This window comes from Microbacterium sp. NPDC091662, from assembly GCF_044756705.1.
Classification (GTDB): Bacteria; Actinomycetota; Actinomycetes; order Actinomycetales; family Microbacteriaceae; genus Microbacterium.
Genome location: NZ_JBIVTM010000002.1, coordinates 703,458 through 717,213, shown reverse-complemented (window position 1 = coordinate 717,213; position 13,756 = coordinate 703,458). Strand labels below are relative to the sequence as shown.

The following is a 13,756-nucleotide window of genomic DNA, read 5'->3' as shown; positions in this document are numbered from 1 at the left end:
ACGACGTGACCGACGATACGTTCGGCATCGACGACGGCTTCGCCGCGGCGCGGCGGCAGCTCGACGACATCAACCGCCAGGCGCAGCAGAACCGCGAACGCGCGCAGGCCCTCGCCGCCGATGTCGAGAGCATCACCGAATCGGTGCGCAGCCCTCGTGGTGAAGTGACGGTGCGCGCCAGGGTCGGCGGCAAGCTCGCCGCCCTCGACTTCGGTCCGGCGGCCGAGGGACTCGCGCTGCCGGTGCTCGCGCAGCTGACGCTCGAGACGATCGCAGAGGCGCAGCACAAGGCGATGTCGGTGCTCGCCGATCGGAGCGCCGAGCTGTTCGGCGCCGAGTCCGACATCGCGACGAGCCTGAAGTCGGATGCGCGACGCGGCTATCCGACGACCGGCCTGGAGAGCTGACGCGCCATGGACCTCACGATCGATCCCGACCGGCTCGCCGAGACCGCTGCGAGCGGGCTGGCCACCGCCACAGCCATCGTGGAGTCGCTCGACGCCCTGGCTGGCGCCGCCGGCGACCTCCGATCCCGCTGGGAGGGCGAGGCGCAGAACGCGTTCACCCGGCGCTCCTCCGCCCTCGACGCGCAGTGGCGCCTGCACGCCGGAACCCTGCGTCTCGCTTCGGAACGCGCAGCGCGACTCGCCGAGGAGTACCGGCAGGCCGACGCCGACGGGGCACGTGCGGTGCTGGGACTCTGACAGCCCGTCCCTCTTCGGCGTCGACCGCGCCCCGTCTGTGTGCGGACGGGGAGGGACCGCGATCCGCGCGTCCCTCCCCGTCTCCCGATCGGGCAGGTGTCAGATCGTCTGCCTGCGTCGGCGCACCATGAGCAGACCGACCGTCACGAGCATCAGCGCGACAGCCACCGCCGCGACGGGAAGCCCGGCCCCGGTCGCGGCGAGCCCGCCTGCGGCCGCCGCGATGCGGATGCCCGTCCAGCCGAGGAGCGCGCCGTCCGCGTCGAACACCGCGATCCGGTGCGCTCCGAGCGGCGCGTCGGACGGGATCGTCACCGTGATCGCGCCACGCGCGGTCAGCGTTCCGGACGCGATCCGTGCGGGGTCGGAGTACATCCACACCTCCGCGTCCTCCCCCGCGCTGCCCGCTCCGACCGTGACGGTGACCTGCTGTCCGCGTGTTGCGACCGGCGGGTCCACCGTGACGCCGTTGCGGTTGCCGTCGAGGAGACCGGCGCCGGGAAGCGGCGGGGTCCCGCTGCCGGGGGTGCCGGGATTCTCTCCTCCGGGAGTGCCGGGGTCAGACCCCGGCAGCGTCCCCGTACGCAGCGCCTCGGAGGCGAACCCGTCGGCGAACCACCACACCGGGCGCTGTCCGTCGACCGTCAGCGAGGCCGGCGCGGTCGCGAAGCCCTCGTTGTTGATGTCGGGCATACCGGCGGGGCGGGCGTAGTGCGCGAGGGTCGGCTGCGCGGTGCCGTTCAATGTGATCTCGGCCGAGCGGCCCTGGCAGCCGTCGTCGCACACGGCCCACAGGGTGTTGCGCACGGTGTCGTAGTCGAGCGCCATGACTCCGGTGAGGCCCGGTGCCATCTCCGACACGAGCGTGGCGGAGCCGTCGGACCCGAGGGCGAATGCGTAGACGTGGCCGTTGTCCTCGACGGCCACGAAGAACAGCCCGTCGCCGTGACCGGGGTAGCCCTTCGGGTCGTACGCCGCACCCGTCCTGTCGTCGAAGAGCTTTCCGGCGAGCGCGGCGTCCGGCACCCACTGCACGGCCTCCATGCCCAGGTTCGCGCCCACAGCGGGAAGCAGCGTGGTCAGGTCCCATTCCTGCTGAGCGACCAGGTCGCCGTTCGCGGCCTCGGGGTCGACCTTCAGCACCACGTTCTGGTTCACACCCTTGGCACTGTTGTCACGCTCGGAGGCCACGTACACGAAGCCGTCGTCGTCGACCGTGATGCCTTCGGTGTCGGGGCCGGCGGCTGAGGGATTCGCGGCATCCTTCTGGAAACGCACGCGCTTGCCCGCATCCCAGCCGTCCACCTTCTCGACCGAGCCGTCGGCATGAGCCTCGAGTTTCCAGATGCGGCCTTCGCCGTTGTCGACAGCCCAGAGGAACGCCCCGTCGTCGGTCTCCTGCACGTCGAGGCCCGAGCTGTCCTCGAGGAACATCGGGATGTCGTCCACCACGCGTACTTCGGCAGAGCCGGGCCACGGCGACACGGTGACCTCACCGGGGCACACGTTCGCGGTGCCCTTCGTGGCCGCTGCCGTGGCCGCGAAGGTTCCGGTGGTGTCGGGGCAGCGCCCCCAGGTCGTGGCTGAGTGGCCCGCGCCCCATGAGGTCTCATCGACGAGCAGGTCGCCGTCGAAGACCCGCACCGCATCTCCGGCGCCGAGTCCGAACCCGAGCTGAGGCCGCTCGATCACGAGGTACTCCCCCGCACCGATCGACGTACCGGCCGGGATCACGTACGCGTGGGTGTCGTCGTCGTCCTTGACCACGATGCCCGAGATGTCGAGCGCCGTGCCCGTCGGGTTCACGAGCTCCACCCAATCGTCGGGCGAGCCGCCGTCGGATTCGACCTCGTTGATGCGCACCGGGTTGCCGCACGCGTTGCGCAGCCCCTTGGTCGAGACCGCGATGTCGACGAAGTCGCCGGTGGCATCAGCACAACGCGCGAGGACGCCCGCGGCATGCGCGGCGTACACCTGTTCGTCGACGGTGTTGCCGTTCGCATCGCGGATCGTCACGGTGTCGCCGTTGCCGAGACCGAAGATGAAGTTCGCCGGCTGATCGAAGACGAAGTAGCCCCCGGGCTGCAGGATCGTGCCGGCTGGGAGCGGAGTGGTCTCGGACGCGTGACCGGTCGGGTCGTCGTCCATCACCGTCCAGCCGGAGAGGTCCACCGCCGTGCCGCCCGTGTTCACGACCTCGACCCAGTCGGTGGTGTCGCCGTTCGACTCGATCTCGTTGATCACGACGTCGGGCAGGACGCACGAGTTCGAGGCGCCGGGGGTCGGGTGCGCGAGCAGGAAGGAGCCGACGCCGTCCGGGCAGCGTGCCAGGGTGGCCGCGGCGAAGTCGCCATCGATCGCCGCGTGACCCTGCCACGGGAGAGTGTCGTCGATCATCGCGCCCGAGGGATCGTAGAGGCGGATGCGGTCGGCGCTGCCGATGCCGATCGGCTCGCGGAATGCGGCCTCGACGCCTCCCGAGAGTCCGACCGTGCCTTCCTCGACCACGAGGAACTGTCCCGCTCCGATCTGCGTTCCCGGGAGGAACTGCCAGCGGTGATCGTCGGAGTTGTCTCGGATCTCGTAGCCCGAGATATCGAGTGGTCCGGTGCCGGGGTTGTAGAACTCCACCCAGTCGGCCGGCTGCGAGTCGACCTCGTTGATCACGATGGAACCGGCGACAGGAGCGACCGCGCAGTCGTTCGGAGCTCCGGGCGTCACCCGCGTCGCCGGCGCCCAGGCGCCCGTGCCGTCGGGGCAGCGCGCCCACACCGACAGCGGCGCGGTGTTCGCATAAGCGTAGGAGTCGACTTCGGCGCTGCTCGGGTCGAAGAGCACGACCTCGTCGCCCTTGCCAAGCCCGAAGGCGAAGTCGACGTCCTTCACCAGCACCAGGAACTCCCCCGGGGCGAGCGAGGTACCATCCGGAGCCTTGCCGAAGCTGTCGCGCTTCTCATCGGCGATGGTCCATCCGGTGAGGTCGACCGTCTCGGCTCCGGCGTTGTAGATCTCGACCTGATCGGCGAGGCCCGTCGCCGCGTCGTCATAGACGATCTCGTTCAGGACGAGACTCGGAGCAGCCGAGAGCACCTCGGACGGACGGATGCCGGGATCGGCGCCGATCGCGGCGGCGGGAGTGGCGAGCAGGGCGGATGCGCTCACGGCGCATACCGCCGCGAGTGCCGCTGCACTGTGCAGGCGGGGCATGGAGGACTCCTGTGGCTGGGCCGGCGGACCCCGCTGGACGCGGGGCCGGTCCGGAGGGGACTCAGTCGGGTACCAGCCCAGACCACCGATCCCGCGTGGCCGCGGAGAATCTCCCGAGTGCACAGCAGATGAACGGGAGGTGGCGATCTGCCGCCACGACCTCCTCACCGTGATCCGGTTCGATCAGGTCTCACTTCCTGCCGCCTGAGAGCGTCCGGAACGGCAGGAAATGCGACCGGAGCATGCCCGGGAACGGCCTCAGGCGATACGCGTGCCCGGAGGCAGACGTCGAGCCGGAGTCCGCGTGCGCGCCCATGCCCCGGCGAACAGCGAGCCGGCGATGACGACCTGCACTCCGAGGCCGACGAACCAACTCGGCACCGTCGAGTCGATCACCTCGCGTGGTGTGCGGTAGTCGCCACCGGGGTCGCACTCGTCCCAGCGCTGTTCCAGCGGCGACAGCTGGGCGCTGCGCAGTCCGTACTTGATCTGGCCGAACAGGTCGGCAGGGTAGCCACCGGTCGCGTACTCGGTGGGCGTCGCATCGGCGAGCACGACGAAGGGATTCGCCGCGAGCGTCCACCACACGAGGTCGAACCGAGGCACCTCCCGGGTGCTGTTCACCTCCCAGCGATCGCAGTCCGGATCGCCGTTCATGTCGTACGGGCGCGAGTACACGGTCGCTTCGCTGCGCACCGCCATGCCGCCGAGTCCGAACGCGATGAGCGTTCCGAACACGAGGGCGGCGACCACCAGGTACGTCGTCGCGACGGAGAACAGCGGACGCGCGATCAGTCCACTCAGTCCGACCCCGATCGCGGCCACGATGATGATCTCGGCCGCGAGCACCAGCAGCGAGACGAGCAGCACGGCCAGGTTCGCTCCCCCGCCCAGCAGCGACAAGGCGAGGAACGGCACCGCGACCACCAGGAAGGCGCCGCCGGTCGCAACGGCAGCCACGAGCTTGCCGAGCATGATGTCACCGGTCGACGCGGCGGTCACCTGCACGGCGGCGAGCGTCGCGGCCTCCCGATCCCCGTTGATCGCGTTGCCACTGAGCGTCGGCGACACCAGCACGACCAGCAGCAGCACGACGTTGACGACGATCGAGTACACGCCGGCACCGACGGCATCGCCCCAGGAGTACACGGCGAAAGAGAGGCCGGTGACACCGAGCAGCACCAGGGCGAAGACGCCGAGCAGCACGTACCAACCCACGCTGCGCAGGCGCTGGGTCAGTTCGAGCCGGGCGATGATGCCGATGTTCGCGAGGCTCATGCGCCCGCCTCCGTTCCCGTGGGCGCCTGGGGCGGTATCGCATGCTGCAGGTTCAAGAATGTGTGCTCCAGCTGGTTCTGCGCCGGAGCGAACTCCACGACCGGGAGCCCCGCCTCGATGAGATGCCGCAGGGACTGTGCAGCGGCGTCCTCTCCCTCGAAACCGACGAGCACCGCTCCACGATCCTGCGAGAGGGACTCGGGAGCGATACCGAGGGTCGAGGCCACCTGCCAGGCATCGGCCTTCATCCGTTCCTCCGTCGCACCAGCCAGACGCACCCGCCACGCGCGCAGCATGCTCCGCGCCGGTGCCGCGTCGACGACCGCACCGGCGACGAGGAACACCGCGTCGTCGACGACCTCCTCGAGTTCCGAGAGGATGTGGCTCGAGATCAGCACGGTGCGCCCCTCTGCCGCGAATCGGCGCAACAGCACGCGCAACTGCACCCGCGCCTCCGGGTCGAGACCGGAAGCCGGCTCGTCGAGGAGCAGTACCTGCGGGTCGTTCACCAGGGCGCGGGCCAGGCCCAGCTTCTGTTTCTGCCCCCGCGACAGCACCTTGGCCGGCGAGTCGGCGAGGTCGGCCAAACCGACGAGGGCGAGCAGCTGCTCCGCACGGACCGCGGCCTCCGGCTTCTCGATGCCGTACAGACGGGCGGTCGTGACGATCGTCTCCCGTGCCGTGAGCGACGGCCACGCGCCGAGAGCGTCCGGCATCCAGCCGAGCAGACGTCGTGCGGCGAGCGGATCGACGGCGGGGTCGACACCACCGACGCGGATCGTCCCTGCGTCCGGAGCGAGAAGGGAGGCGAGCATCAGCAGAAGGGTGGTCTTGCCCGCACCGTTCGGCCCCACGAGGCCGGTCACACGGCCGGGCTCGGCCCGAAGAGTGGCTCCCCTCACCGCCTGCACCGTCCCGAACGCTCTGCTGACGTCTTGCACCACGATTCCGGTCATGCGGTCAGTCTGGCATCCGGAGTCCGTCGTCTCCGGGACCTCGGGGCGGATGCTCAGGCCCGGCCGCACCGGGGTGACACAATCAGCTCATGCGCACGATCCTCAACATCATCTGGGTCATCCTCGCCGGCTGGGCCCTGTTCCTCGGGTACGTCCTGGCCGGCATCCTGCTGTGCATCCCGATCATCACGATCCCCTGGGCGATCGCCTCGTTCCGCATCGCCGCCTACGCGATCTGGCCGTTCGGCCGCGAGGTCATCAGCAAGCCCACCGCGGGCGTCGGGTCGTTCCTCGGCAATGTGCTGTGGGTGATCCTGGCCGGATGGTGGCTCGCCATCGGACACATCGTCTCGGGCATTCTGCTCTGCATCACGATCATCGGCATCCCGATGGGCATCGCCGACTTCAAAATGGTCCCGATCTCGCTCATGCCGCTCGGCAAGGAGATCGTCTCCACCCGCCGTGGCGCCTTCGACCGCACCCTCTGAGCAGAGCCCGATCTCCATCGATCCGATCTGCACCGGATCGATCTGCACTGGCCCGATCTACACTGGTCCGATCTACACTGGCCCGATGGATGCCGCCCGCCTGATCGCCTGGGATCACGAGCTCCGGTCGGCGCATTCCCGTCTGCGTGCGGCCCTCGCCGCCACGCGCGAGGCTCTCGAGCAGGGCACCGACGTCCCCGATGCCACGTCGGAGCTTCTGCTCTACTGCATCGGATTCTGTGCCGCCCTCGACGGCCACCACGGCGCGGAGGATCACAGGCTCTTCCCGGCTCTGAGGGCGGAACACCCCGAGCTCGGCGGAATCATCGACAAGCTCATGCAGGACCATTCGATGCTCGCCCACCTGCTCGCCTCGCTGCGCAGTGCGGCCGAGCGCGGCGACGACGCCGCGACGATCGGCGGGCACCTCGACGGGGTCGCCGCCATCATGGAGTCGCACTTCCGCTTCGAGGAGCGCGAGATCCTCGAACCGCTGCGCGCGATGACGCTCGTCGGCGACGTGAAGAGCGTGCTCGGCCCGCTCTGAGCCCCGCGAGGCTGCCGCGGTCAGGTCAACCGCGGAAGAACGCGACGCCCAGATCAGGATGGTCGACGAACACGCCGTCGATGCCCTGGCGTGCGATGACGCCCCACTCCGCTTCGTAGTCGCCGTAGACATCGCGTCCGCCCGGCCCGCGGAACTCTGCCGCAAGGAAGGCGTTCTCCGGCCGACACGTCCACGTGAAGACCAGGAGGCCGCGTGCATGTGCATCGGCGACGATCGTGTTTCCCCGGTCGAGCAGCATCTTCTTGCTCACGCTGATGCCGTCGACCCGACCGACGAGGTCGTCGAGTCCCTGCGGGGTGACGGTCTCCTTGTACGTGCGGGCGTGCTTGCCCTCAGCCGCCAGGAGGTCGTACGGACGCCCCGACGCCTCGATCAGATAGATGTACGACGCGGAGATCCCGCGTTCGCGCAACTGCCCGAGCACCGTCGACTCGAAGCACTCGATCACCAGCGGCAGCTCGCCCTCAGCCCATCCGGCGTCGCGCAGCTCGCGGTCGATGAGCGGGGCCAGGTCGAGGCCGATGCTCGCGAAGTACGTGGCGTGCTTGACCTCGAGCACAACGCCGATCTCACGTCCGTGCTCCGCAGACCCGTCGCGCACGATGTCGAGCACGTCGCGCAGGCGCAGGATCTGCTGGGCGCCGTCGAAGCTCGCGCTCGACGCCCGCACCTCCGGCAGCCGCTCGCGGATGCGCAGGGTCGACAGCTCGTCCCAGGTGAAGTCCTCGCTGAACCATCCGGTCAGGGCCTGCCCGTCGACGCGCTTCGTCGTCTTGCGGTCGGCGAACTCCGGATGCTCTGCCACGTCGGTCGTGCCCGAGATCTCGTTCTCGTGCCGCACGATGAGAACGCCGTCCTTGGTCGCCACGACGTCGGGTTCGACCGCATCCACCCCCATGGCGAGAGCGAGCTCGTACGAGGAGCGGCTGTGCTCCGGGCGATAGCCGGGCGCACCGCGGTGCCCGATGACGAGGGGTGATTTCCTGGGCACGCTCTCAGCGTAGAACACCCCGGCGGTGCGCCCTCCCGAGTATCGTGGAGGAAAGAGACCTACTACCCCCCTTTGGAGTGAGGCCCACCAATGAGCAACTTCGCTTTCAACAACCCTGCTTTCCAGCAGCAGGACCCGCGCAACGTCGCGACGTACCCGGGCGGACCTCAGGCTGCCCAGGGCGCGCAGAACGCCTCGCTCCAGCACGGTGCGATGGACGCTGCGGCCAACGCACAGCTCGAGGGCATGTACGCCGCCCCGCCGGCCGGAGCGATCGAGACCGACCGCATGTCGGTCGAGGACACGGTCTGGAAGACCGCCGGCCTCTTCGGCATCCTGCTCGTCACCGCCGCGATCGGCTGGGTGCTGACGCTCGGCGGCCTCGACGTGCCGCGCTATGACCCGTACAACCCCGCTCCCGTCAGCATGCTGCCGTGGATCGTCGGCGCGCTCGGCGGCTTCGTGCTCGCGATGGTCATCACCTTCACGTCGCGCAAGAAGGTCCGGCCCGCGCTGATCTTCGCCTACGCCGCGTTCGAGGGCCTCTTCATCGGTGGCATCTCGGCGTTCTTCGAGGTCATCTACCCCGGCATCGTCTTCCAGGCAACGCTCGCGACCGTCTCGGTCGTCGGGGTGACCTTGGCTCTCTTCGCGAGCGGCAAGATCCGCGCGTCGAAGAAGGCGACGAAGATCTTCATGATCGCGATGATCGGCTACCTCGTCTTCTCGCTGCTGAACCTGGTCCTCATGTGGACCGGCGTGCTGCCCCAGGGCCAGGCCTTCGGCCTGCTGAGCGCCAACATCTTCGGCATCCCGCTCGGTGTCATCATCGGCGTGCTCGTCGTCATCATGGCCGCGTACTCGCTCGTGCTCGACTTCGATCAGATCCAGCAGGGCGTCCGCAACGGTGCTCCCCGCAAGTACGGCTGGCTCGGCGCCTTCGGCATCATGGTCACGGTCGTCTGGCTCTACGTCGAGATCCTGCGCATCATCGCGATCGTCCGCGGCAACAACTGACCGCGAACCGATCCGACCGCTTCACGAGGTCCGTCTCCCCCGGGAGGCGGACCTCGTGGCATATCCGGGGGCATGCGCGCAAGGGGTTGGCACTCGATCCGCGAAGTCGGCACTGTAGAAGCCAGAAGCCCCGGCACCCCGGGGCTCCCGATCCACAGGAGCTGACCATGAGTTTTCTCGGCTTTCTTCTTCTCGGCCTCATCGCCGGGGCTATCGCCAAGCTGATCCTTCCCGGCAAGCAGGGCGGTGGCTGGTTCATCACACTGCTCCTCGGCGTCGTGGGCGCACTGCTCGGCGGATGGCTCGGCAGTCTGATCCTCAACCGTCCGCTCACCGAGTTCTGGGACCTGGGCACGTGGCTCCTCGCCATCGCCGGTTCCATCATCGTGCTCCTGATCTACGGCCTGATCACCGGTCGCGGCCAGAAGGTCAACGACTGACGCCACCGACCGTCGACGCCACGCGCGTCGCCTGGATGCCCGTCCCCAACGGCTGCCTCGTGCATCCGTTGGGGACGGGTCATCTGTCTTCCCCGCGCGCCTTCCGCTCGAGCAGCGAACGTTCCCGATCATTGCCGGCGAGTCCAGCAGCGACGGTGAACTCGCTCCGAGCCTCTTCCTCCCGCCCGAGTCGACGAAGCAGTTCGCCGCGCGTCGCGGGCAGCAGGTGGTAGCCCCGCAGCGCTCCCGAGCTCGACAGCTCATCGATGACGCGCAGGGCCGACGCCGGTCCCGTAGCCATAGCCACAGCCGCGGCCCGGTTGAGTTCCACGACCGGTGACGGGGAGATCCGTCCGAGCGCCTCGTAGAGCAGCACGATCCGTTCCCAGTCGGTCTCCTCGACAGACGGCGCCACCGCATGGCACTCGGCGATCGCCGCCTGCAGGCAGTAGGCACCGCGCCCGCGTCCGAGAGCGTCGGCGATCGCCAGCGACGCTCGTCCACGCGTGATGCGGCCACGATCCCAGCGCCGGCGGTCCTGATCGGCCAGCAGTACGGGGTCGCCGTGTCGATCCACACGCGCCGCGAACCGCGCGGCCGTCAGTTCCATCAGCGCCAGCAGGCCGTGCACCTCGGGCTCCTGCGGCATGAGCGCGGCAAGCACCCGGCTGAGGCGGATGGCCTCGTCGCTCAGCTCGGGGCGCATCCACTCGGGGCCGCTGCTCGCGGCATGAGCCTCGTTGAAGATCAGATACAGCACACCGAGGATCGCCCCGATGCGGTGCCCGCGTTCCTCGCGAGGGGGCACCTCGAACGGGGCGTTCGCGGCGGCGAGCGTCTTCTTCGCCCGTACGATGCGCTGCTGCACGGTGGCGGTGGGCACGAGGAACGCGCGGGCGATCTCCTCGCTGGACAGCCCACCCACCACCCGCAGCGTCAGAGCCACCTGCGCCTCCTTCGAGAGCACCGGGTGACAGGAGATGAAGATCAGACGCAGCACGTCGTCGTCGACGGCATCCGGGTCCCACAGCAGGTCGTCCCCCTCTCGCTGTTCCTGCTCCAGGTCGTGCGCGAGCAGAGCGACCCTCTCGTCCAGACGCTCCTGTCGTCGCCACCGGTCGATGGCCTTGCGCTTCGCGACCGCGGTGAGCCACGCCCCGGCGTTGCGCGGTACGCCGTCGACGGGCCACTGCCGCAGTGCGTCGACCAACGCCTCCTGCGCCAGATCTTCCGCGAGACCGAAGTCGCCGACCATACGGGTGAGCGCACCGACGATGCGCGCGGACTCGATGCGCCAGACAGCGGCGACGGCGCGCTCCGCAGACCCGGAGTCGGGTGCCGAGCGCGCCGCTTCGCTGTGCGCGGGAGAGGTCATCGCGGTCGTTCCGTCACTGCTGGGCGCGCTGTTCCGCTTCCTCGCGCCAGCCCGCCTCCTTCTGGATCCACTCGTTGTCGGCGGGGAAGTCCTCGACGCCGGTCACCCGACGCACCTCGAGGTACGAGCCGCGTCCGAGCGGCGCACGACTGGCCCACTCGGCGGCCTCTTCGCGCGTCGGGACCTCGACGATCCAGAAGCCGTTGAAGAGCTCCTTGGTCTCGCCGTAGGGGCCGTCGGTGATGAGCGGCTTCTCGGTGCTGAAGTCGACGACGAAGCCTTCGGACGCGTCGGTCAGACCTTCGCCCGCCACGAGCACACCGGCCTTGATCATCGACTCGTTGTACCGCCCCATGGCCTCGATGACCTGCTCGAACGGGGTCTCCTTGTACGCCTCGACAGCCTCGTCGGTCGCGCGCATGATGAGCATGAACTTCATGATGTTCTCCTTGTTCGAGGGGTCGTCTCTCGACCCTCTCATCAATGACGTCGAACGGGAACGGCCCGGATCGACATCATCCCGGAATTCTCTCTGAAGAAGCTCTCGGGGCGGTCGTAGACTCGCTCCCGTGACCGCCGCAGACCTCGTGCAGAGCATCCGATCCGCACTCCGTCAAGAGGCCGATCCGACTCTGGCACCCGCCCAGCAGGCGTACATGAAGTCGGCGCTGCCGTTTCTCGGCGCGCGCGTTCCCCGCGTGCGAGCGGTCACGCGTGGTCTCGCGCGCGAGGTGAAGCAGGCGGCGGTGCTGCGCGGTACGGCACTCGTGCTGTGGCGGGAGGCGGCGTTCCGCGAGGAGCGCTACGCCGCGAGTGCTCTGATGGCCCTGCGGCCGGTGCGCGCCCGACTCGACATGCTCGATGTGCACGAGGAGATGATCCGCACAGGAGCGTGGTGGGATCACGTCGACGAGGTCTCTCATCGGCTCACCGAGACGCTCGATGCGCACCCAGCCGAGATGACGCCGGTGTTGCGGACGTGGTCGCGCGACGACGACTTCTGGGTGCGCCGGGCGAGCATCATCTCACAGCTCGGACGCAGAGACGCCACCGATCGCGAGCTGCTCGCCACGGTGATCGAACCGAATCTCGCCGATGCCGAGTTCTTCATTCGCAAGGCCATCGGCTGGGCGCTGCGCGAGCTCGGCAAGACCGACCCGGCGTGGGTGCGCACCTTCGTCGAGTCGCACGAGCTGTCGCCGCTCTCCCGCCGCGAGGCGCTGAAACTGCTCTAGACGGCGCTCCGGTCGCACTTGCTGTCGCTCCGGTCGCACTTGCTGTCGCTCCGGTTACGCAGAGGCGGCAGGAACTGCAACCGGAGCGCGTCGCTCGCGGACGTCTCAGGCGCGACGGGACGGGCGCGCGGCGACGTCGGCGATCACCGCGGTGAGGGCGTCGAGCGAACGCTGCGGGCTCCAGGCTGCAGCAACCGACGGGGCCTCAGCGCTCAGCGCAGCGAGGCGATCGGGATCGGTCAGCAGCGCGTGGATCGCCTCCCCCAGCGCATCGACGTCACCGCTCGGGACCAGGACGCCACCGCCCTGTGCCAGCACGTCACGGATGCCGTAGCGGGCGTCGTACGACACGACGGGAGTCCCGTGCAGCAGCGACTCGACGATCGACAGCGGCTGGCCTTCGTAAGCGGTGGCCGTGACGATCATCGACGCCCGATCGAGCACGGTACCGGGCGAATCGGTGTAGCCCGCGAGCAGCACACGGTCTCCCGCGTCGAGCTCCTCGATCAGTGCGCGCAGCCGATCCTCTTCGGGCCCGCCGCCCCAGATCTCCATCCGTGCGCCGTCGACGTCTGCGGCGAGGAACGCACGGATGGCCTGATCGATGCGCTTGCCCGGAGCGAGGCGGCCGAGCACGACCACCAGGCCGGGTTCGCGCAGATCGTCGCGGCGCTCGACCGGGGCGATGGGGTTCGGCACCAGGACGTGGGAGGCCGCGGATCCGAAGCGTGCCACGACGTCGTCGCGCTGCGTGGCGGTCGGCCAGATCACGGCATCGAAGCGATCGGCCAGGCGGAACCAGCGCGTCCAGAGCGTGTTCATCGGGGCGTCCGGAGTGTACGGCGCCTCCACGTGCATGGTGTGGATCGTGTGCAGGATGCGCACTCGCGGGTCGGACCAGTCGGCGATGAGCTCGCCCAGTTGTCGGGACTCGCAGATCACGATGATCTGACGGTCGCCGAACGCCGCCGTGACCTTCTCGAGCCATGCCAGGTAGAGCCCGCGGAACCCGTGCAGCGCGCCGACGACCTCGCCCGAGGCACCGTAGACGAGGACGGGCTCCTCGGTCAGGTGCCAGTCCGGGTTGCCAGGGATCACCGGAAGCGCCGCGAACGGTCGCCCCTCGGAGTCGGTCAGCACCCGGTACTCCACGTCAGGATCGGCGCTCACCGCGGCGTCGGCGGCAGCACGCAGCCAGTCGGCCGCTCCCCCGTCAGGAGCCACGGCCTCGTCGAAGAGGTTGCGCATCCGCGACGGGTCGACGAGTGCACCCTGCTCGACGAAGGTCTGTCGGTGCACAGCGTGGTCGGCCGCGGTCCCCGGGTCGAACGTGAGCAGCTGCGGACCCGCACCGCCGCCCACCCCGGCGGCAGCGAGCTGGCGTGCACGGGTGAGCGTCGCGATCGTGTACCCGCCGTCCATGCCGGGGATGAGCCGGCTGGACAGCACCACGTACTCGGCGTCGGGAAGCACCGGCGCCGCGTCTGGGAGCATCGC

The 13,756-nt window shown here is 69.2% G+C and carries 14 protein-coding genes; 7 read left to right on the top strand and 7 right to left on the bottom strand.

Annotated features, from left to right (window positions below; translation table 11 throughout):
* Nucleotides 1-5: 5 nt before the first annotated feature.
* Entirely contained in the window at nt 6-407 is a 402-nt protein-coding gene (locus tag ACIQLD_RS16760) for a YbaB/EbfC family nucleoid-associated protein (RefSeq protein WP_402609786.1), read from the top strand.
* Nucleotides 408-413: 6 nt separating this feature from the next.
* Nucleotides 414-704 (top strand): hypothetical protein, encoded by a 291-nt coding sequence (locus ACIQLD_RS16755; RefSeq protein WP_402609784.1) that lies wholly within the window; start codon nt 414-416, stop codon nt 702-704.
* A gap of 99 nt (nt 705-803) precedes the next feature.
* Here ACIQLD_RS16755 and ACIQLD_RS16750 read toward each other — a convergent pair whose 3' ends face one another.
* From ACIQLD_RS16750 to ACIQLD_RS16740, 3 genes are all read right to left on the bottom strand, one after another.
* Nucleotides 804-3,911, bottom strand: a complete 3,108-nt coding sequence (locus ACIQLD_RS16750; protein ID WP_402609782.1) for a lamin tail domain-containing protein — start codon at nt 3,909-3,911, stop codon at nt 804-806.
* Nucleotides 3,912-4,169: 258 nt separating this feature from the next.
* Complete coding sequence (locus tag ACIQLD_RS16745; protein ID WP_402609780.1) at nt 4,170-5,189, bottom strand: ABC transporter permease; 1,020 nt, start codon at nt 5,187-5,189, stop codon at nt 4,170-4,172.
* Nucleotides 5,186-6,145: an ABC transporter ATP-binding protein gene (locus tag ACIQLD_RS16740; RefSeq protein ID WP_402609778.1), complete on the bottom strand. Its 960-nt coding sequence runs from the start codon at nt 6,143-6,145 to the stop codon at nt 5,186-5,188. Before ACIQLD_RS16740 ends, ACIQLD_RS16745 begins: the two co-directional genes overlap by 4 nt.
* An 89-nt stretch (nt 6,146-6,234) precedes the next feature.
* Here ACIQLD_RS16740 and ACIQLD_RS16735 point away from each other — a divergent pair, with 89 nt between their 5' ends.
* Nucleotides 6,235-6,633, top strand: coding sequence for a YccF domain-containing protein (locus ACIQLD_RS16735; RefSeq protein ID WP_021198881.1), 399 nt, complete (start codon nt 6,235-6,237; stop codon nt 6,631-6,633).
* An 85-nt stretch (nt 6,634-6,718) separates the two neighbouring features.
* On the top strand, nt 6,719-7,180 hold the full coding sequence (locus tag ACIQLD_RS16730) for a hemerythrin domain-containing protein (protein ID WP_402609775.1): 462 nt from the start codon (nt 6,719-6,721) through the stop codon (nt 7,178-7,180).
* 25 nt (nt 7,181-7,205) lie between these two features.
* Here the strand turns inward: ACIQLD_RS16730 and ACIQLD_RS16725 are convergent, their stop codons facing one another.
* Nucleotides 7,206-8,192 (bottom strand): glycerophosphodiester phosphodiesterase family protein, encoded by a 987-nt coding sequence (locus ACIQLD_RS16725; protein WP_402609773.1) that lies wholly within the window; start codon nt 8,190-8,192, stop codon nt 7,206-7,208.
* Nucleotides 8,193-8,282: 90 nt separating this feature from the next.
* Between ACIQLD_RS16725 and ACIQLD_RS16720 the strand changes: the two genes are divergently transcribed.
* Nucleotides 8,283-9,209, top strand: coding sequence for a Bax inhibitor-1/YccA family protein (locus ACIQLD_RS16720; protein WP_021198884.1), 927 nt, complete (start codon nt 8,283-8,285; stop codon nt 9,207-9,209).
* Between the two features lie 167 nt (nt 9,210-9,376).
* The gene (locus ACIQLD_RS16715) at nt 9,377-9,649 is read left to right on the top strand and encodes a GlsB/YeaQ/YmgE family stress response membrane protein (protein WP_402609769.1); all 273 of its coding nucleotides are present in this window, start codon (nt 9,377-9,379) and stop codon (nt 9,647-9,649) included.
* Between the two features lie 79 nt (nt 9,650-9,728).
* Here the strand turns inward: ACIQLD_RS16715 and ACIQLD_RS16710 are convergent, their stop codons facing one another.
* Nucleotides 9,729-11,024 (bottom strand): RNA polymerase sigma factor, encoded by a 1,296-nt coding sequence (locus ACIQLD_RS16710; RefSeq protein ID WP_402609767.1) that lies wholly within the window; start codon nt 11,022-11,024, stop codon nt 9,729-9,731.
* 13 nt (nt 11,025-11,037) lie between these two features.
* A complete protein-coding gene (locus tag ACIQLD_RS16705) occupies nt 11,038-11,463 on the bottom strand; it encodes a YciI family protein (RefSeq protein WP_402609765.1) in 426 nt (141 codons plus the stop codon).
* A 130-nt stretch (nt 11,464-11,593) separates the two neighbouring features.
* Here ACIQLD_RS16705 and ACIQLD_RS16700 point away from each other — a divergent pair, with 130 nt between their 5' ends.
* Entirely contained in the window at nt 11,594-12,259 is a 666-nt protein-coding gene (locus ACIQLD_RS16700) for a DNA alkylation repair protein (protein ID WP_402609763.1), read from the top strand.
* Nucleotides 12,260-12,364: 105 nt separating this feature from the next.
* On the opposite strand, the gene ACIQLD_RS16695 is transcribed toward ACIQLD_RS16700, so the two are convergent.
* Nucleotides 12,365-13,753 (bottom strand): glycosyltransferase, encoded by a 1,389-nt coding sequence (locus tag ACIQLD_RS16695; protein WP_402609761.1) that lies wholly within the window; start codon nt 13,751-13,753, stop codon nt 12,365-12,367.
* Nucleotides 13,754-13,756 lie beyond the last annotated feature (3 nt).